A 21,359-nucleotide genomic window follows, 5' to 3' on the forward strand; every position below is an offset into this window, starting at 1 on the left:
TCTGCCTAAAGATCTTCACACGGGATCTTCCGGAGCTTTCGGGCGGAGGCGGGGCATGGCAGACGAAGAGTGGACACGCCGCGGAATCGACGTCAACACTCCCAGCGTCGCCCGCCTGTACGACTACTACCTGGGCGGCAAGGACAACTTCGCCTCCGACCGCACCGCGGCCGAGGAGATCCTCGCGGTCGCCCCCGAGGTGCGCGCGGCCGCGCGGGAGAACCGCGCCTTCCTCGGCCGGGCGGTCAGGTTCCTCGCCGGCCAGGGGATCCGGCAGTTCCTGGACATCGGCACGGGCCTGCCCACCCAGGGCAACGTCCACGAGGTGGCCCGGGAGACCGCCCCCGACTCCCGCGTCGTCTACATCGACAACGACCCGATCGTCCTCACCCACGCCAGGGCGCTGCTGCAGGAGGACCGGCACCAGGTCATCGTCACCCCCGGCGACCTGCGGACTCCCGAGGGGATCCTCAAGTCTCCGGAGATCCAGGACCATCTCGACTTCTCCCGGCCCGTGGCCGTGCTACTCGTGGCGGTCATGCACTTCATCACCGAGGCCGACGATCCCCGGCGCATCGTGGCCACCCTGCGCGACGCCCTGCCCTCCGGCAGCCACCTGGTGCTGTCCCACGGCACCAGCGACTCCCGGGTCGAGGCCGTGGACAAGGGCGTCAGCGTCTACAAGCGGGCCAACTCCCCCCTCGTCCTGCGGACCCGCCAGGAGATCACCGAGCTGTTCGACGGGTTCGACCTGGCGGAGCCCGGAGTCGTCTGGCTGCCGGAGTGGCGGCCGGAGGACCCGGGGCTCCACGAGGACCCCTCCCGGTCGCTGATCCTCTGCGGGGTCGGGAGAAAGCCCTGATGACGGTCGGCTTCGGGCTGGCGGTGCCGCAGTACGGCCGGTTCGCCTGCCCCGAGGCTGTGGTCGCCGTCGCCCGGGAGGCCGAGGCCCGGGGCTTCAGCGGGCTGTGGGCGGGCGACCGGCTGCTGACCCCGCTCTCCCCCCGGGACCGCTATCCCGGCGGCGACGGCACCATCCCGCCGGAGCACCGCACGTTCCTGGACCCGCTCGCGGTCCTCACCACCGCCGCGGCCGTCACCTCCCGGATCCGTCTGGGGACCAGCACGCTGAACGCCAACTGGTATCCCCCGGTGCTGCTGGCCCGCTCGCTCACCACGCTCGACGTGCTCAGCGGCGGCCGCCTCGACGCCGGGCTGGGCCTCGGCTGGTCGAGGGACGAGTACGCCGCCACCGGGGTGCCCTGGAAGGGACGCGCCGCGCGGCTCGACGCCGCGATCGACACACTGGAGGCGGTCTGGCGCGACGACCCGGTGGCCGTCTCCGCCCCCGGCTGGAGCGTCCCGCCGAGCCACATCGGTCCGAAGCCCGTCCAGCGTCCTCACCCGCCCCTCCTGCTGGCGGGCTTCTCCCCCGCGGCTCTGGAGCGCGTCGGCCGCCGCGCCGACGGCTGGCTCGCGGCGGCCATGCCGGTGCCGCTCCTCGCGGACATGCGGGACACGATACGGCGGGCCGCCGAGCGGGCCGGGCGCGACCCGGACGGGGTGCGCGTCGTCGTGCGGGCCAACCCGGTCGTCAGCGGTACGGCCGGCGCGACCGTGGAGGAGATCGGCGGGCGGCTGCGGGCCATCGCCGAGACCGGCGTGCACGAGATCTTCGTCGACCTCCAGCTCACCGCGCGCGACCCCGCCCACCTGCTCGACCTCGCCGAGACCCTGCGCGAGGCCGTCCTCCGTTAGCGACCCCGCCTCCCCGCACCGGGCCGTACGGCGGTCAGCGGTCGCGCCGGGTGGCCAGGCGGGCGAGTGTGGCCAGTTCGGCGACGGGCCGCCGCACCGAGCCCGCCGCCTCCAGGTGGCCCAGCGCCCGGCCCAGCAGCTCGTCGGCCCGCTCCCGGCTCCAGGCGCGGGCGCCCGCGGCCTCGACGAGGTCCGCGGCGCGGGCCAGATCGGCCTCCGTCAGGGGCTCCTCCCTGGTGTAGAGGCCGGCCAGCTCCCGCCCCGCCGCGGTGCCGGAGGCGAGCGCCGCCACCACCGGCAGCGACTTCTTCCTGCTCCGCAGGTCGGAGTGGACGGGTTTGCCGGTCACCGCGGGGTCCCCCCAGATGCCCAGCAGGTCGTCCACGAACTGGAACGCCAGCCCCAGATCCGCGCCGAAGGCCCGCAGGCCCTCGACGCGCTCGGGGTCCGCGCCGCCGAACAGCGCGCCGAGCGCGCACGCGGCGGCCAGCAGCGCGCCGGTCTTGCCCGCCACCATGTCCAGGCACTCGTCCAGTTCGACGTGGCCGCGCCTTTCGAAGGCGACGTCGGCGTGCTGGCCCTCCAGCAACTCCTGGACCGCGGCGCCGAAGATCCGCGCCGCCTCCGGAGCCGCCGGTCCCCCCGCCACGAGCACGTCGAAGGCCAGGGTCAGCAGGGCGTCGCCGGCCAGGATCGCCGGGCTCACCCCGAAGACGGCCCACGCCGTGGGACGGTGGCGGCGGGTCCGGTCGCCGTCCATCACGTCGTCGTGCAGGAGGGAGAAGTTGTGCGCCAGCTCGACGGCGGCCGCTGCGGGCAGCGCCGCCGCGGCGGCGCCCCCCACCGCCTCGGCCGCCAGCAGCGCCAGCGCGGGCCGGATCGCCTTGCCGCCGTCCGCCTCGACGGGACCGCCGTGCTCGTCCCACCAGCCGAAGTGGTAGCCGGCGATGTGCCGCATCGACGGGGGCAGCCCGCCGGCCGCCGGTCGTATGACGGACTCGACCATCCGGCGGCTCCAGGTCAGCACCTCGGCCGCCGATCGCCCCTCGGCCGTCAGCTCGACAGCGGTCATCTTTTCCCTCCAGTGTGTCCCCCACCCCCGCGGGGGACCTCGCTCTTGCCCGCGGCCACCCCGCGGGACGGTCAGTAGTGGCCGAGCTCGACGTCCTCCAGCACGCCGAGCGCGTCGGGGACCAGGACGGCGGCCGAGTAGTAGGCGCTGACCAGGTAGGAGATGATCGCCTTCTCGTCTATCCCCATGAAGCGCACCGACAGGCTCGGCTGGTACTCGTCGGGGATGCCGGTCTGGTGCAGGCCGACGACCCCCTGGTGCTCCTCCCCCACCCTGAGGGCGAGGATCGACGTCGTCCGGTTCTCCGTGATGGGGATCTTGTTGCAGGAGAAGATCGGAATGCCGCGCCAGGCGGGCACCGTGTTCCCGCCGAGGTCGATGCCCAGGGGGTAGAGCCCCCGCCTGCTGCACTCCCGGCCGAAGGCCGCGATGGCCGTGGGGTGGGCGAGGATGAAGTGGGTGCTCCTGCGGCGGCTGATCAGCTCGTCCAGGTCGTCCGGCGTGGGCGGGCCGCTGCGGGTGTGGATCCGCTGCTTGAGGTCGGCGTTGTGCAGGAGGCCGAACTCGGGGTTGTTGACCAGCTCGTGCTCCTGGCGCTCGCGCAGCACCTCGATCGTCAGCCGGAGCTGCTCCTCCACCTGGTTCATCGGGTCGTTGTACAGGTCCGCCACCCTGCTGTGCACGCGCAGCACGGTCTGCGCCACGCTGAGGTCGTACTCGCGGGGCGCGAGTTCGTAGTCGACGAACGTGCCGGGCAGGGCGGGCTCCCCGCTGTGCCCGGCGGCCACCTCGACGGCGGCCTCGCCGTACCTGTTGCGCGGGCCCCCGGGCTCGGCCAGCAGGCGCAGGTGCGCCTGCAGCGGCTCGGAGCGCTCGGTGACCTCCTGGAAGGCCGCCAGCGGCAGGATCATCGCGGTTCCCGAGGTGACGGCCTTGGCGGTGAACTGCCACTCGTCGTGCGGGTCGGTCAGCGTCTCGTCGCCGAAGTGGTCGCCGCCGGCCAGCCCCCCGAGAACGACCTCGTCGCCGTAGGGACCCGTGCCGATCTTGTTGACCTTGCCGTGGGCGATGATGACGATCTGGTCGGCCGGCTGCCCGGCCTGCACCAGGACGTCTCCGGGCGCGAACTCGCGCTGCTCGAACCGGGCGGCCAGCGCCTCCAGCGTCGCCGAGTCGTCGAAGGCCCGCAGCAGCGGCAGCTCGCACAGCTCCGCCGGGACGACGCTGATCTGCGACCCCGTGGTGACGAAGCTGACCCGCCCGTCCCCCACGGTGTAGGTGAGCCGGCGGTTGACCCGGTACGTGCCGCCCGAGACCTGCACCCACGGAAGCATCTTCAGCAGCCACCGCGAGGAGATCTCCTGCATCTGCGGGACCGTCTTGGTCGTCGTCGCGAGATTGCGCGCCGCCGCCGTGCTCAGGCTGAGCCGCCCCAGGCCCGCGTCGGACTCCGTCACAACACACACCACCTATCCGCACTCGTATCTAAGGGGAGGGATGAAACATGGATCGGAAAATGCGGAATCGACAGGTCGCCGGCGGTCGAATCAGCGAGACTTCCAGCGCCCGTAACGGCCGATCATACCGACCGGCGTCACGGACGGGCTCAATTTTGGGTTCCCCTTAAATGACCTGTCAAGCTCCGGATATCGCTTGGCAAATTATAAAAGGTGCCATTTTCTCAAATCGGCCATAAGGAAGAAGGCGGGATTTATACGGATACCTTCGGAGTCCGGGGAGCGCCGGGCCGGGTCCCGCCCGGCGGCCTCGCCGGCCTCCCGGCGGTCTCGCACCCACCCCCCGGTCGGCCCCGAGCCGGCCGCGGATCGCAACCGCGCCAGGGCCGCGCCCGCCTGCACGCCGCCCTTTCACCGGCTCCGCGCCGATCTCCCGCGGTCCGTGTCAGCCCCCGCCTCGATCCCACCGGCTCCCCATCGCCCCTCAGCGGCCCTCACCGGTTCCCCACCGGCCCGGCTCCGACGCGCCCGGCGCCGGGGCCGGGCTCCCCGGAAACCGAATTCTCCTCTTCCGCCCCCGGAGCGGCGGCCCGCGAAACCATGGGAAAAAGACTCTTCCATCCCAGCTGGGATCATCATCATGGAAATAATCCGAAAAAAACGGCACCGCCCGCAGAAAACCCACCGGATGTGCCCGACCGCGGCCCGGGAGGTTTTCCCGGAGCCGCACCGGCGAACCTTCCGGAAACGGGGTGTCCGGTCCCGCGCGGCGGGTAGGGGCCCCTCGCCGCGGCACGGACGCCCCGGGCGGGACGGCTCTCACCGCCCCGCCACGGCGTCCTCCCGCGCCGTCCGCCGGCCCCCCGCCGTACGGCACGGCGCCGCCGCGTCCGGAAGACACCCGACCGACCGTGAGGAGAACAGGTGACCCACGACGAACGGCCCACCGGCCCCGCCGGGAGCCGGGCCCCCTCGGAGCCCTCCGGGGACCGCACCGCCCCGGACGTCGACGACGTGACCGCGGAGGCGCTCGGGAAGCTCTCGGAGGCCCTGGAGACGACCGAGCGCGCCCGCGGGCACCTCTACTCCTTCCACCAGCTCACCGGCCACGCCGACTTCCAGCTCGACGAGGCCGTGAAACTGCTGCGCGCGGCGGGGCACGCCGAGTCGGCCGACACCGTGTCCAAGGAGCTGATCGGCCGCGACGTGCTGCCCGGCCACTGGACGTTCCAGATCGTGGAGGGCTACGACGACTCCTACTACCGCCTCTTCACCGACCTGGAGCGGCGGATCAGGGAACGGCTCGCCGGCGGTCGCCGGCACATCCACGAGGCGCGGCTGCGGGAGCGGCGCCGCACCCCGGACCCCCGCTCCGGCGGGTGAGGCCCGTACGGGCGGCCGGCCGTCCGGACCACCGGCCCCGACCTGGCACGACATCCCGGACCGGGGCGGTGCCCGCGCGGTGGGGCCCCGCCGCGCGAACCGGGGAAGGCGCTCGCCGTACCCCGGATCCGTGCGCCGTACAGTGGGCCGCATGAGCGTAGTCGAAACGGTGGGGCTGGTCCTGCACCCGAGGCGCGACTCCAAGGAGGCCATCGACACGATCGTCAAATGGGCGAGCGCGCGGGGTGTCACGGTGTTCGGCCTCACCGACGAGGTCGGGCGGATCCACTGCAGCGCCGTACCGGTCAACACCCAGGAGCTGGTGGAACGCTGCGACCTGCTGGTCAGCCTGGGCGGCGACGGCACCATGCTGCGCACCATGCGGCTCATCGCCGGACGGCCCACCCCGATCCTCGGCGTGAACCTCGGCAAGCTGGGCTTCCTGGCGGAGATCGACGTCGACGAGCTGACCTCGGCGCTGCAGGCGATCGAGGACTACCACTACATGGCCGAGCCCCGCATGGCCATCCGGGCGACCCTGCCCGACGGGGAGACGGTGACGGCGTTCAACGACGTCGCCATGGTCCGCATCCCCGGCTGCGGGCTGGCCGCGGTGGCGGTGTCCGTGGAGGACCACCCGTTCGTCCGCTACGCGGCCGACGCCGTGATCGTGGCGACCTCCACCGGATCGACCGCCTACAGCTTCTCGGCGGGCGGGCCGATCGTCTCGCCGATGGTCGAGGGGTTCCTGGTCGTGCCGTCCGCCGCGCACTCGGCCTTCAACCGTGCGCTGATGCTCTCCGCCGACGAGAAGCTCACCCTTGAGGTGCTGCCGACGAGCGGGCAGCTCGCCCTGGAGGTGGACGGCGCGGTGGGCACCCACCTGACGGCCGGCGACCGGATCACGGTCACCGCGGTGCGCGCCGCCGCCTGGGTCGTACGGCTCGGCGGCTCCAGCTTCTACGAGCGCGCCCGCCGCAAGCTCCGCGTCAACGGCAGCGCCGAGATCGAGCCGTAGCCCGGACCGGCGGTTCAGGCGGACGCGGACGGGGACGAGCCGTTCACCGTGAGGATCCGCTCGGACGTCTCGATGGCGGGGAACGTCCCGGTGTCGATGATCCCGTGCTCCCGGTAGGCGGCCTCGATGAGGGCGTGGGCACGGGGCTCCAGCTTCCACAGGGCGCGGAGCTCCCGGGCGGCGGCCGGCGAGATGCCCGTCTCGTGGGCGATGTCGGCCGCGCGGGGGACGAACTTCCGGTCGATCTGCCGGTCCCAGTACTCCCGCGCCGCCCGGATCAGGGCCGCGCGCTGCGCCGTGTCGACGACCGGGGCGGTATCCGGCGCCGCGCCGTCGGCGGTCTTGATGTCCTCGTCGTCGTCATCGTCCAGCAGCGCCGCCGGGGCCGGCGCGGCAGCGGGCAGCGCCCCCTGGACGGCCGGTGACCCCTGGGCGGCGGGTGACCCCTGCGGCTCGGGAGCCCACGGGACGGGCGGCCGCAGGTCGATCAGCGCCGAGGTGTTGAACAGTGCCCCGATCTGGGACAGCAGCGCCTCCTGGCGGGCCGGGTCGGCCGCCAGGCCGGTGTGCTCCACCGCCTGGTCCATCGCGCGGTCCAGCTTGGCGAGCGCGGCGCGCATCTTGCGGTCGGACGCCCCGGCCGCGCGGAGCGCGCGGGCGCGCTTGGCCGCCAGGGCGACCCGGGTCAGCCTCCGGTGGGCGTCCACCTCGCTGGCGGTGCGGTCGCTGACCTCGGCCAGCCCGACCCGGACGAGCACGCGCTCGGGGGTGATCCGCCAGTTGATGCGGGAGCGGCCGGTGATGCGGTGCCGTTCGATCGCCATGCCGCGCTCCCACAGCCAGGCGGCCACCAGCGGGGCGGAGAGCCGGAAGACGGCCTCGGCGGGGCTGCGGGCGTCCATGCTCGACAGGACGGCGGTCAGGCAGGTGAGCGCCCACACGGCGATGCCGTCGATGCCCGCGGAGAAGTTCTCCCTCATGTTGCGGCGGGCGCGCACGGCGCTGGTGACCACCGCGACTTCGATGAACGCGAACAGCAGCAGCCGCAGCGGCCCGTCGAAGCCCAGGACGTCGCCGGAGAAGCGCCACATGCCCTGGGCGGACACGCCGGTGGCGATGCTGGCCGCGACGATGGTGAGGATGTCCTCGGCGGGACGGGGCGCCACGTGGGTGCGGAGGAAACGGCCGGTCGCGCGCAGAGCGGCGCGGAGCGCGAAGCAGAGAAGGGCCAGGACGGCCAGGGCGAGCACGCAGATGACGGCCGTCAGGACCGGTTGATCCGAGGTGAAGGTGGTGATCTGATCGATGGGAGGCATCAGTTGCGGTCCGTCAGTCTGGGGGTCCGACAGGAGATCTCCAGATCATTCCAGAATGTTCGCCGTGTTTCGCGTGAAACGGATACTCATTCCAGTGACTGTGGTGACATCCCGTGACGTTCCCGGCGGCCGGGCGGCGCCGCCCGGCCGTACGGCCGGGCGCGGCTCGGGCGCGCGGCGGGATGACCGGCGCGGGAACACGGTGAGCGGCGCGGGAGAACGGCCGATGCCCGGTCCGCCTCAGCCGGCGAGGACCTCCAGGATCCGCTCGCCGTACTTCGCCAGCTTGTTCTCGCCGACGCCGCTCACCTCGCCGAGTTCGGGCAGCGAGGACGGGGAGCGGGTGGCGATCTCGCGCAGCGTGGCGTCGTGGAAGACCACGTAGGCGGGCACGCCCTGCTCCTTGGCGGTGGCCGCGCGCCAGGCGCGCAGCCGCTCGAACACCGGCAGGGCCTCCTCCGGCAGCTCGTCGGGCACGGCGGAGCGCGTTCTGGCGGCCTTGGCGGGCTTGGCGGCCCGCGCCGCCCGCGCGGGGTCGCGCCGCAGCGGGACCTGCCGCCTCCGGCCCAGCACCTCCCCGCTCGCCTCGGTGAGCACGAGCGTGCCGTAGTCGCCCTCGACGGTCAGCAGGCCCTGTGCCAGGAGCTGGCGCACCACGGCGCGCCACTCGCCTTCGCTCAGCTCGGTGCCGATCCCGAAGACCGTCAGGGAGTCGTGGCCGTGCTGGAGGACCTTGGGGGTGTTCCGGCCGAGGAGGATGTCGATGATCTGCCCGGCGCCGAACTTCTGGCGCCGCTCACGCTGGAGCCGGAACACCGCCGACAGGAGCTTCTGGGCGGCGATCGTGCCGTCCCACGCCTCCGGCGGCGTGAGGCAGGTGTCGCAGTTGCCGCAGGCGTCGCCCCGCTGGCCGAAGTAGGCGAGCAGCCCGGTCCGGCGGCACTCGACCGTCTCGCAGAGCGCCAGCATGGCGTCGAGGTGGGCGGCCAGGCGGCGGCGGTGGGCGTCGTCGCCCTCGGAGGTGTCGATCATCCTGCGCTGCTGCACGACGTCCTGCAGGCCGTAGGCCAGCCAGGCGGTCGAGGGCAGGCCGTCGCGCCCGGCGCGGCCGGTCTCCTGGTAGTAGCCCTCGATGGACTTGGGCAGGTCGAGGTGGGCGACGAACCGCACGTCGGGCTTGTCGATGCCCATGCCGAACGCGATGGTGGCGACCATGACGACGCCGTCCTCCCGCAGGAAGCGCGCCTGGTTGGCGGCGCGGGTGGGCGCGTCGAGCCCCGCGTGGTAGGGCAGCGCGGTGAAGCCCTGCTGCACCAGGAACTCGGCGGTCTTCTCCACCGAGGCCCGCGACAGGCAGTAGACGATGCCGGAGTCGCCGGGGTGCTCGGTGCGCAGCAGCTCCAGCAACTGCCGTCTCGGCTCGTTCTTCGGGACGATGCGGTACTGGATGTTCGGGCGGTCGAAGCTCGCCACGAAGTGACGGGCCTCCCCGAGGTTGAGCCGGGCGGCGATCTCGGCGTGGGTGGCCGGGGTCGCGGTCGCGGTGAGCGCGATCCGCGGGACGTCGGGCCAGCGCTCGTGCAGGGTGGACAGCGCGAGGTAGTCGGGCCGGAAGTCGTGGCCCCACTGGGCCACGCAGTGCGCCTCGTCGATGGCGAACAGCGAGATCTTGCCGTTGCCGAGCAGCCGCAGCGTCTGCTCGGACCGCAGCCGCTCCGGCGCGAGGTATAGCAGGTCGAGCTCCCCGGCGACGAACGCCTCCTCCATCCGGGCGCGCTCGTCGGGCTCCTGGGTGGAGTTGAGGAACCCGGCGCGCACCCCGAGCGCGGTCAGCGCGTCGACCTGGTCCTGCATCAGCGCGATGAGCGGCGAGACCACCACGCCGGTGCCCGGGCGGACGAGGGCCGGGATCTGGTAGCACAGGGACTTGCCGCCGCCGGTCGGCATCAGCACCAGCGCGTCGCCGCCCGCGACGACGTGGTCGATGATCTCCTGCTGGCCCTCCCGGAACGAGGGGTAGCCGAAGACGCGCTGCAGCACCCGCGCCGCGTCGCTCACCTCGGGGTCCGGGCCGGGGTACGGCTCGGAGTCCGGTACGGGGTTCGGCTCGGGGTCCGGGCCGGAGTACGGCTCGGGGGCCGGCCGACGCGTCCCGGAGGTCGCGTCCGGGCGCGACTCGGAGCCTCGCCCCACCTCGAAGCCTGATTCGAAGCCCGATTCGGGGCTCGGCTCGGGACTCGGCTCGGGACCGCTCTCAGGCGAAGACATCGCGTCATTCTACGAGGCCCCGCGCACCTCCCGCGGAACACCACCCGCGTCCGTCCCCATCCGGCCATCCGATCTCACGCTCACGGCGGGACGACGGCCCGCGCGGCGGGCACGACCACATCATGGAAGTGCTGAGCAGCCGGATGCTGATACGCCCCTCCGACCCGGAGGGCAGCCGCCGTTTCTACCGCGACGTACTCGGTCTCGCGGTCTACCGCGAGTTCGGCCCGCCCTCCGACCCCGGCGTGGTGTTCTTCCTCGGTCAGGGGTTCCTGGAGGTCTCCGGGCACTCCGGAGGCACGGGCGGACGGGCGGACGGCGGAACGGGCGGGCAGGCGGGTGCCGACCGGCCGGAGAGGACGGCCGGGATCTGGCTCCAGGTCCGTGACGTCCAGGCCGAGCACGAACGGCTGGCCGCCCGCGGGGTCCGCGTGCTGCGGGAACCGCGCCAGGAGCCGTGGGGGCTCGTCGAGATGTGGATCGAGGACCCCGACGGGACGCCCATCGTCCTCGTGGAGATCCCCGCCGACCACCCTCTCCGGCGTGACCAGCGATCACTCTGACCGCGTGCCGCCGCGTCCGATGGGCGCGGCGGCACGCGGTCAGAGACGCGGAGGGCCCGGGCGGAGGCGTCCGTGCCGCCCGCCTCCTTCGCCCGCGCGGCCCCGGGGCGGCGGTCAGCCCTTCCCGAGGGCGATCCGCGCGATCCGCTCGGCGGTGCCGAAGTCACCGGCCGAGACGAGGTTCTTCATCACGCCGACGCTGGTCCCGGTGGCGGTGTCCGCGAAGGCGGCGGTGCCCCCACTGCCACCCATCCCGAACACGGTCGGCCCGAGATCGAACAGGCCGACCGAGTAGCCGAGCCCCATCTTCGCGTGGTTGCCGGCGACCTCGTCGACGCCCTCCACCGCCACCGACGACAGCTCGCGCAGCCGCCGGGGTGACACGAGCCTCCCGCCCAGCAGCGCGTCGTACATCCGCGCCACCGCGCGGGCGGTCATCGTGCCGCCCGCCGGGATGTCGGAGGTCAGCACGTCGGCGCGGTTGCCGAACGCGGCGTCCGGCATCGCCGCCATGGGCGCGGCCGTATACCCGCCGACCACCCGGAAGAACGGGATCCCCGCCAGCATCTCGGCGGGCATCTCCATCGCGGGCGCGGCGTCCTCCAGCCGGGCGAGCCGGCCGAGGTCGGGCTCCGGGACGCCGAAGAACAGCTCCCCGGCCACGCCGAGCGGCTCGGCGACCTCGTCCCGGAGCACCTGGGAGATGCGCCTGCCGGTCACCCGGCGCACGACCTCACCGAGGATGTAGCCGTAGGTCTGGGCGTGGTAGCCGAACCGGGTGCCCGGCTCCCACCACGGCGCGGCGGCGGCGATCGCGGCGCACATCCGGTCCCAGTCGCACAGGTCCTCGGGCGTCGTGCCGACCGGTACCCCGGGCACCCCGGTGGAGTGGGTCAGCGCGTGCCGTACGGTCGCCTTCTCCTTGCCGTGCGCGGCGAACTCCGGCCACACGTCGGCGATCGGCATGTCGTAGTCGAGGGCTCCGCGCTCGGCCAGCACGTGGACCACGGCCGCGGTCACGCCCTTGCCCGTCGAGGTGGCGTAGACGGGGGTGCCGGCGGTGAGGGGGCGGCCCGTCTCCGGGTCGGCGACGCCCGCCGCCACGTCGGCCACGAGCTCGCCCCGCCGGTAGACGGCCACCTGCACGCCGCGCTCCGCTCCGGAGCCGACGAGCTCGTCGACGGCCGCCCGCAGGTCACGCTGGAGATCGGTCATGGTGGTTCCTCTCTCGAAGTCTCTTGTTCCGGGGTCACCCACTCATGAGACGAGAGGAGCGCGGAAAAGGAATCGGCCGCCGCGGCACGGTTCTCCGCGACCGGTCACCCGGCGTCCGCACGGTCCCGCCGTACGGACGTCCAAGGCCGACGGTCCCGCCGCACAGAGGTCCCGGCGTCCGCACGGTCCCGCCGTACGGACGTCCAAGGCCGACGGTCCCGCCGCACGGACGTCCCGGGGCCGGGCGGCTCACAGCGCGGGCGGCAGGCCGAACCGGCCGAAGACCTCTTCCCCGTACGTGGTCACCTGGGTCACCAGACCGTCCTCGATCCGCAGCACGCCGAGCCAGGAGGGGCGGAAGTCCGGCTCGCCGGCCCGGCGCAGGTACGCGGCGGCCGCGGGCTGGCGGTTCGCCCGGACGGGCAGGACCCGCCAGTCCCCCCACGCCTCCGGGCCGACCATGGCCGAGATCCAGGCCGCGACGAAGGTCTCGCGGCCCAGCAGCCAGATGGGCTGCGGCGGCATCGTCTGCAGGACGTCCTCGCGCAGCACCTCCAGCAGGACGGCGGGGTCGGAGTGCTCGATGGCGTCGATGTAGCGCCGCAGGACGGCGCGTTCCCGCGCGGTGGGCTCGGCGGACGGGGTCCACTCCAGCCGCCGCGCGGGCAGGTGCCTGCGGACCGTCGGCCGGGCCCGCTGCAGGGCGCTCTTCACCGCCGCGACGGTCAGGTTCAGCGCCTCGGCGGCCTCCTGCGCCGGCCAGCCGAGCACGTCGCGCAGGATCAGCACCGCGCGCTGCCGGGGCGGCAGGTGCTGGATCGCGACCAGGAAGGCCAGCTCGATCGTCTCGCGCTCGATGACCGTCTCTGCCGCGTCCAGCAGCGTGTCGGGGTACGGCTGCAGCCACGGGACCGCGTCCCAGGACGGCGGGTCGATCCCGGGGTCGGCCGCGGCCGGAGCCGGTCGCGGCTCGGGACGGCGCGGACGGGCCCGCAGATGGTCCAGGCAGGCGTTGGTGGCGATCCGGTACAGCCAGGCCCGCAGACCGTCGGCGTCGCGCAGCGTGTCGCGGCGGCGCCAGGCCCGCAGGAACGTCTCCTGCACCAGGTCCTCGGCCTCGTCGAAGGAGCCGAGCATCCGGTAGCAGTGCACGTGCAGCTCCCGCCGGTGCTCCGCCAGGCGCTCATCGAACCCGTCCACGGCTATCGCCCCGCCCGCGGCGGCCGTCCGGCCCGGTGACCGGCCCTCCGGAGACCGGAGGCATCCGGAACGGGTGGTCTCGTCCCGATCTCCACCATGGCGGGAATGCTAGCCGTTCCACCCGCTCCGCGACCGCCGGAGACGGCCGCCGGTTCCTCACCCGGAGCGCCGCCGTGTCCCGGGGCTTCGGCGGCGCCTGACGGGTGCGGAGCCGGCGACCTCACGATCGCACGCACGGGCTCGGTCACGGCCTCCCGGCGCGTGACGGCCGGTTCGCCTGACCGGACCCGCGGCGGACCCGGAGGGTTCCCGACGGGATCGAAGTTCGACCGGTCGAAGTTCGGCCGGGTCGGCGCCGGCGCCGACCCGGCCCCGCCGGCAGGTGTCACCGGGATGCGACGACCATCCCCGGCGGCCCCAGACGTCAACTCATGGTTGACGCCTCCATATCGTCAACCTATGGTTGACGATATGGAGAATCCGATCAACCCCACGAACCCGGTCCGGCTCGACGACATGATCGAGGCCATCAAAAGGGCGCACCCCGACGCGCTCGACCAGCTCTCCGACGCGGTCATCGCCGCCGAGCACCTCGGCGACGTGGCCGACCACCTCATCGGCCACTTCGTGGACCAGGCACGCCGGTCGGGCGCGTCCTGGACCGACATCGGCAGGAGCATGGGCGTCACCAAGCAGGCGGCCCAGAAACGCTTCGTCCCGAAGGTCTCCGATGAGTCGTTCGACCTCGACCCCGCCCAGGGGATGAGCCGGTTCACCGACCGGGCGCGCAACGTCGTGGCGGCCGCCCGGCGGGAGGCCCACGCGGCCGGCAACGACGAGGTCCGCCCCGAGCACCTGACACTCGGGTTGCTGAGCGAGCCGGAGGCCATCGCCGCCAAGGTGCTCGCCAAGCACGGCGCGCCGCCGGACGCCGTACGGCGGGCCGCCACCGCGGCACTGCCCCCGGCGGCCGGCCAGGCGCCCGACCCCGTCCCGTACGGCGCGCGGACCCGCAAGGCCCTGGAGCTGACGTACCGGGAGGCCCTGCGGCTGGGCCACAACTACATCGGGACCGAGCACATCCTGCTCGGGCTGCTGGAGCTGGAGAACGGCACCGGCCCGCTCTCCGGGCTCGGCGTCGGCAAGGCCGCGGTGGAGGCGGACGTCGTCGCCGTCCTGGCCGCCATCGTCGCCGCCCGCGACGGGAAGTGACCTCCGGGCGGGCGGGCCGTACCGCTACCGCCCGGCCCGCTCCGCGGACCGTTCCGCCTCACGCGCGTACGGCCCCGCCTCGCCTTCGTCCGGCCCCACCCCGTGCGCGGCGATCAACTGCTTGGGCGCCGTCAGGCACCACGCCTCGGTGACCAGCTCGAACAGCTCGTCGGCGTCGATCCCGGCCAGGTGCACCACGACCCAGCCGAACCGCCCCGCGGTGAACTGGACCTCGAAGACCTCCGGCCGCTCGGCCACCAGCGCGATCTGCTCCTCGATCGTCGCCTTCAGCCCGACGGTCTCGGTCCTCTCCCACAGGTAACCGAACCCGCTGCCCCGCACCTTCAGCGAGATCCAGTCACCGCCGGGGGTCTGCTCGACCTCCGGCAGTCTGTCCAGCATCCCCAGGAACTCCTCAACGCTCACACCCATGGCCCAGACACCTACCAGAGCGCCCCGACATTTCCCCGCGCGGTACGCCGAGTCCGTCACCCGGCGACGGTCCGCCACGGTCCGGGTGCCGCCGGACGGGCGCGTAGGGTGCCCGTGTGACGACGACACCCGCCACGGGCTACGACGGCCTGTCGTCCCGTCTCATCCCCGAGGCCGAGCTGCGGGAGTTCCTGCTCGGCTGCTTCGGGATCGCCGGGCACGAGCTGTTCGTCGGTCACGCCGACCGGCTGGACGAGGACCTGCGGGACGTCCCGCCGGACACGGTGTTCGCCGCGTTCTGCGCCTATGAGGAGGTCGGCGGCCACTTCGCGATGCGCTTCGACGTCGGCGTCGAGGGACGTCTCGCCGACCGGGTGGGCCGCGAGGAGTTCGCCGGGAGGTTCGCCGCGCGCTTCGGCGCCCACGTGCTGTACGGCGACGCCGAACCGCCGGGCCTGTGGACGGTGGTCCTGCCGGACGGCGGCCTGCTCCGCGCCGCGCTGGAGGAGGACGGCGACCGGTTCACCCTGTACACGGCCACCGCGCCGATCCCCGGCCTGCCGGGGCTCCGCGTGGACGAGGGTCTGTGGCGGGTCCGTTGACGCGCTCCCCGGCCTGAAGGCCGGAGCACCGGTCCGCATTCCGGTGGCCGCGGCCCGTTCCGTGGAGCCGCGCCACGGCGAAACCCGCGGGCCGGACCCCGGGAGGGGCACCGTACCGGCCTGGAACGGGCGGTGCGCATAAGGGCATTGATCATGGGTAGTCGCGGCTGGCCCGAACGAGACGAAAGGAGCCCCCCATGCTCACCCTTCTCCTGCTGATCCTCGCTCTCGCCTGCTTCGTGCTGGCCGCGTTCAACATCGGCGGCCCCCGGGTCAACCTCATCGCCCTCGGCCTGGCCCTGTGGGTGCTGACCGAGCTGATCCCGAAGTTCGGCGACCTTTGACCGCGCGGTGACCGTGCGGCGGGGGCCGTCCCGCCCGGGTGGGTCACCCCGCGACACACGCCGCACGGTCATGTCCCGCCCGCGTACGTCTTCCGGTCGGCGACCTCTTCCCGCAGCCGCCGTACGGGGAGAGCCGCGACCCGGGGTCACGGCTCCCCAGGCTCCCCCGCCGGCCTTCGCCCTTTCCCCCTTCGCTCCCGGATGGAGGTAATGGTCTCCCCCACCGCCCCGCTCATCCCGATCACAAAGGGAAACGTGATCGCCCATCCCCAGGACAGAGGCTCGGTGAAGGGCCATACCTTGTAGTGATAGAGCGGCAGTGTGATCAGCAGCCCGCAGACGCCCCTGAGCATCCCGGACAGGAAGATCTTCGGTACGAGCTTCAGAAGGTCCACCACACCGCTTTCCCGATCGTAGGAACGACGTGAACGGCCCGGCGTTCCCATGCCGCCGGATCCCCCGTGCGCGGCCCGCCGGAGGCAGGCCGGCCCGCGGACGTCATCACGATCAACTCAACGATCGGCCACCGGGCGGGACACGGCCCGGAGGTGATCCGAGCCGGTCGCCGCGTACCGTCATCCCGGCCGGGCGTGGCCGTACGTGACGGTCCGCGTTCTAGGCGTGGAGGAGGGTCCGGCCGACGGCGGGACCGGGGACGCGGGAGATCCGGACGATCGGCTCGGGCGGCCGCCCGAGCTTCCGCCCGACGGTCAGCCGACGGCGTAGGCGCGGGTGATCGTCTGGGTCAGGCCGGTGCCCGCCGTGTCGGTCACGGCCGCGCGGAGGGAGACGAACCCGGCCGCGGACGGGTTCCGCAGCACGGCGGTCCAACCGGAGCCGGTGCGGACGAGCGGGACGCGGCGCCAGCTCGTCCCGTCGTCGGTGGACATCTCCAGGCGGATCGACCTCGTCTCCGCCGCGGCGGCTCCGGGGTTGCGCTCGATCCACACGGGCATGCGGGTCACGCCGCCCGGCTTGGCGCGGTTCGACTCGTCCAGGCCGTCGGGGCCGTAGCGGACCGCGGTCAGCGGCAGCGGCTGCGGCTTCTCCGTGGTCGCGGACCGGAACGTCCACACGGACTCCACCCCGGTGGAGAGCGCCGAGTGCGGCACCTGCCTGCGCATCGAGGCGGTGAGCGTGTAGGCGCCGGGCCCGGCGGGGAGATCGGCGCGGAGCTCGCATCCTTCCGGCCGGTAGATCTCACAGCCGGCGAGGTCGGCGCGGGCCAGCGTCTTCCCGTCCCGGGTGAGGGTGGCGGTGCCGGTGGCGGCGGCGTCCGAGCCCGTCCTGCCCGGGCGCCCGTCGGCCAACAGGCCGACCCCCGAGAAGGTCAACTCGTCGCCGGTGCGGCTGCCACCCGGAAGCAGGAACGACGGGCCGGTGACCGCCGCGTTCCAGACCTCCCCGCTCTCCCCGCGCTTCGCGAGCCGACCGCCGTCGAAGGTCAGGGAGGTGCCGACCTGGAGGCCGCTCTCGTAGGTCACCCCGGGGGTGCGGTACTGGACGAGCGTGCCGGGCAGGGGGAGGTCGTAGACCAGCGGCATCAGGGACATGCCCGGGAAACCGGGGGAGGGCAGCCCGGCCATCGGCGTCCCCGTGGCCGCGACGCCCGAGGCCCGGTAGGTCGTGGAGATCTTCGCCAGTTCCTTCCGCCTGGCGCGGTAGGTGGGATCGTCGGGGATGCCGTCGGTGCGGCGGTCGACGAGGTCGTAGACGTAGGGGCTGGGAGAGACGTCCCTGCTCAGCCACATGGTCCTCAGCGTGTAGGTCAGGCCGGACCGGCGGACGGGGACGACGAAGAACCCGGCGTTGGGGTTCAGGCCGGTGAACATGGAGAAGCTCCACGCGCCGTGGGCCAGCCCGAACTCGAAACCGCGGCGCATCTCGGCGCTCGGGTCGTCGAGCGTGACCCCGGTCGCCCTGCCCTGACGCGCGTCCACCGTCAGCCGGACGCCGTCGCCGTCGACCCTGAGCGGGGAGTCGGCGGCGGTGTCGGCCCACTTTCCGTCGATCTTCTCGACGGTCTCGGTGTAGACGTTCCAGTCGCCCTTGGGGAGCCGTACCGTGGCCGTGCCGCCGTGGAACACCGGCTCGATGACGGTCCCGGTCGCCGGGTCGTAGATCTGCGCCATCCAGGGGTCGGCCGGCTGCCCCTGCCTGCCGACGACGGTGATGGTGACGTCGTAGGACTCGGGCTCGACATAGGCGCCGGCCACGGTGCGGATCACCGTGTCACCCGCGGTGGCGATGACCGTACCGGCGTAGTCGCCCGGAGCCTTGCCGGTCGCGTCGATGGTGAGCGTGACCGACGCCTGCCCCCCGGCGGGCACGTCGAGCCTCTGGACGCCGAGTTCGAGCACCTCTCCTCCACCGGTCAGGTCGAGGCTCACCGGCGTGTCGCCGGAGTTGGTGTAGGTGATGGTCCCGGTCCTGTGGCGCTCCTTCGGACCGCCCCAGGGGAAGGCCGCCCAGGCGTCCGTCGTCTGAGCCGTGACCTGCTGCTTCAGGGCGCGGACCACGTCCACCCGCCCGGTGCCCTGCTGGTACGGCGTGGCCCCGGCCGAGGGGGCGGCGCCGCCGGTCAGCGCGGCCTTGATCCGCTGCCCCGTCCAGTCGGGGTGACGCTGGGCGAGGATCGCCGCGGCCCCCGCCACGTGCGGCGTCGCCATCGAGGTTCCGGACATCGCCACGTGCCCGCCGTCGGTGCCGGCCTCCGCCGCGACGATGCCGACACCCGGCGCGGTGATGTCCGGTTTGACGGCGTGGTCGCCCGCACGGGGGCCGGTGCTGGAGAAGTCCGCCATCCGGTCCCGCCCGTCGACGGCGCCGACCGCGAGGGCGGCGTCGGCGCTGGCAGGACTGCCAACCGGTGCTCTTCCGCTGTTGCCCGCGCCGACGACGAACAGTGTGCCCGCCTTCGCCGAGAGCGTGTTCACCGCCTGTTCCACAGGGTCGATCCCGGGCTCGTCGGGGGCCGCCATGCTGAAATTGACGATCTTGGCCTTGATCTCCAGGGCGGCCCACTCCATGCCCGCCACAACGGCGGACTCGGAGGCGCCGCCCACCCCGCCCACCTTTCCGACGGCCAGCCGCGCTCCGGGGGCGACGCCCCGGTACTTCTCACCGTTGCCCGCGACGGTCGAGGCGACGTGGGTGCCGTGGCCGAGGTCGTCGCGGATATCGGGCTCGTCGCTGAAGTTGCGCGTCTGCGTGACCACGCCCTTCAGATCCGGATGGTCGGGGTCGTAGCCGGAGTCGAGGACGGCGACCGTGACGCCCTCGCCGGTCATTCCCTGCCTCCACGCCTCGGTGGCGCCGATCTGCTCGGTGCTCCGGTCGAGGGTGTAGGACAGGCGGCCGTCCAGCCAGATCTTCGCCGTGCCCGCGGCCAGCGTACGGGCGCCGCCCGCCATGTCCTTCCACGCCTGGGCCGCGCCGCTCTTCGGCAGGCTGAGCGTGGTCATGCCGAGACCGGCGAACCCCTTGACGCCCTGCGCGCTCCTGAGGGCAGGAACCTGGCCGGCGTCCGACTGCGTGATCAGCGGGATGTCGCCCCTGTCGGCGTCCCCATACCGCCACTCCAGCAACTGGGTGACGTCGAACAGCCGCCGGTCGAGCGTCCCCTGGGTGAGCAGGGGCTGGGCGTCGGACGGAACCACGTACAGGTGTCCCTTGAGCATCTGGCTCCTGAAGCCGACGTCCTGCCGACCGGGGCCGGGCTCCACACGGTGCCCGCGGCCGGTCATCACGACCCGGTCGCCGGTGATCAGGGTCACCCCGTTCGGCCGGGGAGAGGAAGCCTGCGGCGCCGACGTGGACGCGGGGGTGGGTGCGGGTGCGGTGCCCGCGATCGTCGCCGCCACGACGGCGGCGGCGAGAAGCGCTTTTCCTGGAATCATGACCTGCCGCCGTCCACCTGCGGAAGCTCGTCCGTCCAGCCGGTGGTCAGTGAGATGAGTCCTTCGGCCCACCCCACGCTTCCGTTGTCGCCCATGAGTTGGTCGGTGCGGGTCACCCGGGCGGTCTCGGGGTCGACGACCAGCGTGATCTCCTTTTCGCCGTCGGGATCGGGGATCAGCAGTTTCCGTCCGTCCTCCATCGCTCCCGCGTCCCGGACCCCCGGCGTGGCGGCGAGGGCGCGGAACGCCGCGGAGCGGACCTCCGGCGGCGTCGGCAGTTCCGAGATCAGCGTGATCAGGGGACGGGTGGGGTCGCCCCGTTGTTCGGAGAGGGCCATGTCGTCGTCGCGCCCCGGAAGTTCGGCGAGCCGTGTCTTCAGCGCCTCCGGATCCGCCGGCAGCCTTTCCAGATCCTCGAAGCTCACCTTCGCGCCCTTGAGCATGAACGAGGTCGAGTCCGGCACGACGGCGCCCGGAGGATCACCCGGCTCGCCCTTGGACCAGCGCCTGCCGTCCCGGGTGGTCCAGCTCTCCTCCGGCGGGATATCCGGCCACGGCCACTTACGTGTGACATGCCAGTAGGTCCCGGAGTCCTGCGGCGCGTGTTCCGCGCTGACCGCCGCCATGAGCAGGATCTCCCGGCCCGTGGCCGGTGTGTCGGCGGGCGTGGTCACGCCGGTGGCGAGCACGGCGACGGCCGCCGCGGCGGCGGCGACCGTGGCCAGGCCGAACCCCGGCTTGAGCCACCCGGTCCGCCGGGGCGCGCGGCCGCGCATCCTGGCCTGGAGCCGCCCCCTGCTGCGGGTGATCGCCTCGGCGGGTGGTTCGGGCCTGGCCAGCAGGGTGGCGATCGGGGTCAGGTCGTCATCCACGGATCATCTCCTTGTCGATGAGGGCGAGCATCTTCGCGCGGGCCCGGCTGAGCCTGGAGCCCACGGTGCCGACGGCGATGCCGAGCGCCTGGGCGATCTCGTCGTAACCGAGCTGGCCCAGCGCCACGAGGAGCAGGACGTCGCGCTCGCCCCCGGAGAGCGCGGCGAGTGCCTTGGCCAGATGCGGCTGCATGCGCTGGGCGGTGACGGAGGTCACGACCCGGTTCTCGTGGCCTTCCACGACGGGTTCCGGCTCCAACCGGGCCAGCGCCCGGTAGCGGCGGGTCTCCTTGCGCCGGTGCCTGGCGATGAGGTTGGTGGCGAAGCCGAACAGCCAGGGCCGCAGGCCCCCGAGTTCCGGGTCGAACCGGTCGCGCTGGTCGAAGGCCAGCAGGAACGTCTCGGCGGTGATGTCCTCGGCGATCTGCGTGTCCAGCCGGCCGGCCACGTACCGGTAGATGTCGCGGTAGTAGCGGTCGTGCACCTCTGTGAACAGCTCGGGGTCACGCCGGTACCGAGCGACGAGTTCGGCGTCGATTCCCGGTTCGCTCACTGCCGCGATCAAGTTCTCTTCTCCGACATGAGCCTTCCTTCCGGATTTCGGTTGCGATCACCCATCCTTCGCCGCAGGCCCGAATCTTCTTCCCGGCCGGCCGCCGCGTCCGGCGCGTCACCGTGGGAACGCGGGGAGGTCACCGTGGGAACGCGGGGAGCCGGAGACACGACGAACCGGGCCCGCCGCTCAGGC

The 21,359-nt window shown here is 73.0% G+C and carries 19 protein-coding genes; 8 read left to right on the top strand and 11 right to left on the bottom strand.

The features are described from left to right. The first annotated feature begins 55 nt into the window (after positions 1 to 55). Together IEZ10_RS06285 and IEZ10_RS06290 are read left to right on the top strand one after the other, a co-directional pair. Complete coding sequence (locus IEZ10_RS06285; protein WP_189245488.1) at positions 56 to 862, top strand: SAM-dependent methyltransferase; 807 nt, start codon at positions 56 to 58, stop codon at positions 860 to 862. After that, positions 862 to 1,758, top strand: a complete 897-nt coding sequence (locus IEZ10_RS06290) for a TIGR03619 family F420-dependent LLM class oxidoreductase (protein WP_189245489.1) — start codon at positions 862 to 864, stop codon at positions 1,756 to 1,758. Before IEZ10_RS06285 ends, IEZ10_RS06290 begins: the two co-directional genes overlap by 1 nt. A gap of 34 nt (positions 1,759 to 1,792) precedes the next feature. Here the strand turns inward: IEZ10_RS06290 and IEZ10_RS06295 are convergent, their stop codons facing one another. Both IEZ10_RS06295 and IEZ10_RS06300 read right to left on the bottom strand, forming a co-directional pair. Continuing rightward, positions 1,793 to 2,830, bottom strand: a complete 1,038-nt coding sequence (locus IEZ10_RS06295; protein WP_189245490.1) for a family 2 encapsulin nanocompartment cargo protein polyprenyl transferase — start codon at positions 2,828 to 2,830, stop codon at positions 1,793 to 1,795. A gap of 71 nt (positions 2,831 to 2,901) precedes the next feature. Continuing rightward, complete coding sequence (locus IEZ10_RS06300) at positions 2,902 to 4,287, bottom strand: family 2B encapsulin nanocompartment shell protein (RefSeq protein ID WP_189245491.1); 1,386 nt, start codon at positions 4,285 to 4,287, stop codon at positions 2,902 to 2,904. A gap of 924 nt (positions 4,288 to 5,211) precedes the next feature. Between IEZ10_RS06300 and IEZ10_RS06305 the strand changes: the two genes are divergently transcribed. Together IEZ10_RS06305 and IEZ10_RS06310 are read left to right on the top strand one after the other, a co-directional pair. Next, the gene (locus IEZ10_RS06305) at positions 5,212 to 5,670 is read left to right on the top strand and encodes a hypothetical protein (protein ID WP_229810995.1); all 459 of its coding nucleotides are present in this window, start codon (positions 5,212 to 5,214) and stop codon (positions 5,668 to 5,670) included. A 151-nt stretch (positions 5,671 to 5,821) separates the two neighbouring features. Next, positions 5,822 to 6,688, top strand: a complete 867-nt coding sequence (locus IEZ10_RS06310; RefSeq protein WP_179826772.1) for an NAD(+)/NADH kinase — start codon at positions 5,822 to 5,824, stop codon at positions 6,686 to 6,688. A 14-nt stretch (positions 6,689 to 6,702) separates the two neighbouring features. Here IEZ10_RS06310 and IEZ10_RS06315 read toward each other — a convergent pair whose 3' ends face one another. Continuing rightward, positions 6,703 to 8,004, bottom strand: a complete 1,302-nt coding sequence (locus IEZ10_RS06315; protein ID WP_189245492.1) for a hypothetical protein — start codon at positions 8,002 to 8,004, stop codon at positions 6,703 to 6,705. Between the two features lie 240 nt (positions 8,005 to 8,244). Further along, entirely contained in the window at positions 8,245 to 10,272 is a 2,028-nt protein-coding gene (recQ, locus tag IEZ10_RS06320) for a DNA helicase RecQ (protein ID WP_229810996.1), read from the bottom strand. Between the two features lie 122 nt (positions 10,273 to 10,394). Here recQ and IEZ10_RS06325 point away from each other — a divergent pair, with 122 nt between their 5' ends. After that, positions 10,395 to 10,835, top strand: coding sequence for a VOC family protein (locus IEZ10_RS06325; RefSeq protein ID WP_189245493.1), 441 nt, complete (start codon positions 10,395 to 10,397; stop codon positions 10,833 to 10,835). A gap of 114 nt (positions 10,836 to 10,949) precedes the next feature. Here IEZ10_RS06325 and IEZ10_RS06330 read toward each other — a convergent pair whose 3' ends face one another. Next, positions 10,950 to 12,050 carry a serine hydrolase domain-containing protein gene (locus IEZ10_RS06330; protein WP_189245494.1) on the bottom strand — a complete coding sequence of 367 codons (1,101 nt, stop codon included), beginning with the start codon at positions 12,048 to 12,050 and terminating at the stop codon, positions 10,950 to 10,952. A gap of 249 nt (positions 12,051 to 12,299) precedes the next feature. Further along, positions 12,300 to 13,250 (bottom strand): RNA polymerase subunit sigma-70, encoded by a 951-nt coding sequence (locus tag IEZ10_RS06335; RefSeq protein WP_229810997.1) that lies wholly within the window; start codon positions 13,248 to 13,250, stop codon positions 12,300 to 12,302. Positions 13,251 to 13,721: 471 nt separating this feature from the next. On the opposite strand from IEZ10_RS06335, the gene IEZ10_RS06340 reads away from it, so the two are divergent. After that, positions 13,722 to 14,462: a Clp protease N-terminal domain-containing protein gene (locus IEZ10_RS06340; protein ID WP_189245495.1), complete on the top strand. Its 741-nt coding sequence runs from the start codon at positions 13,722 to 13,724 to the stop codon at positions 14,460 to 14,462. 24 nt (positions 14,463 to 14,486) lie between these two features. Here the strand turns inward: IEZ10_RS06340 and IEZ10_RS06345 are convergent, their stop codons facing one another. Continuing rightward, entirely contained in the window at positions 14,487 to 14,894 is a 408-nt protein-coding gene (locus IEZ10_RS06345) for an MmcQ/YjbR family DNA-binding protein (protein ID WP_189245496.1), read from the bottom strand. Positions 14,895 to 15,010: 116 nt separating this feature from the next. Between IEZ10_RS06345 and IEZ10_RS06350 the strand changes: the two genes are divergently transcribed. Together IEZ10_RS06350 and IEZ10_RS06355 are read left to right on the top strand one after the other, a co-directional pair. After that, on the top strand, positions 15,011 to 15,496 hold the full coding sequence (locus IEZ10_RS06350) for a hypothetical protein (RefSeq protein WP_189245497.1): 486 nt from the start codon (positions 15,011 to 15,013) through the stop codon (positions 15,494 to 15,496). A gap of 197 nt (positions 15,497 to 15,693) precedes the next feature. Continuing rightward, positions 15,694 to 15,840 carry a hypothetical protein gene (locus tag IEZ10_RS06355; RefSeq protein WP_189245498.1) on the top strand — a complete coding sequence of 49 codons (147 nt, stop codon included), beginning with the start codon at positions 15,694 to 15,696 and terminating at the stop codon, positions 15,838 to 15,840. A 146-nt stretch (positions 15,841 to 15,986) separates the two neighbouring features. Here IEZ10_RS06355 and IEZ10_RS06360 read toward each other — a convergent pair whose 3' ends face one another. The 4 genes from IEZ10_RS06360 to IEZ10_RS06375 form a co-directional block, all read right to left on the bottom strand. Next, positions 15,987 to 16,286 carry a hypothetical protein gene (locus IEZ10_RS06360; protein WP_229810998.1) on the bottom strand — a complete coding sequence of 100 codons (300 nt, stop codon included), beginning with the start codon at positions 16,284 to 16,286 and terminating at the stop codon, positions 15,987 to 15,989. A 264-nt stretch (positions 16,287 to 16,550) separates the two neighbouring features. Continuing rightward, complete coding sequence (locus IEZ10_RS06365) at positions 16,551 to 19,739, bottom strand: S8 family serine peptidase (protein ID WP_189245500.1); 3,189 nt, start codon at positions 19,737 to 19,739, stop codon at positions 16,551 to 16,553. Next, entirely contained in the window at positions 19,736 to 20,611 is an 876-nt protein-coding gene (locus IEZ10_RS06370; RefSeq protein WP_229810999.1) for a CU044_5270 family protein, read from the bottom strand. The genes IEZ10_RS06365 and IEZ10_RS06370 overlap by 4 nt, the downstream gene beginning before the upstream one ends. Further along, on the bottom strand, positions 20,604 to 21,164 hold the full coding sequence (locus IEZ10_RS06375; RefSeq protein ID WP_229811000.1) for an RNA polymerase sigma factor: 561 nt from the start codon (positions 21,162 to 21,164) through the stop codon (positions 20,604 to 20,606). The genes IEZ10_RS06370 and IEZ10_RS06375 overlap by 8 nt, the downstream gene beginning before the upstream one ends. Positions 21,165 to 21,359 lie beyond the last annotated feature (195 nt).

This window comes from Streptosporangium pseudovulgare (assembly GCF_014648055.1).
Classification (GTDB): Bacteria; Actinomycetota; Actinomycetes; order Streptosporangiales; family Streptosporangiaceae; genus Streptosporangium; species Streptosporangium pseudovulgare.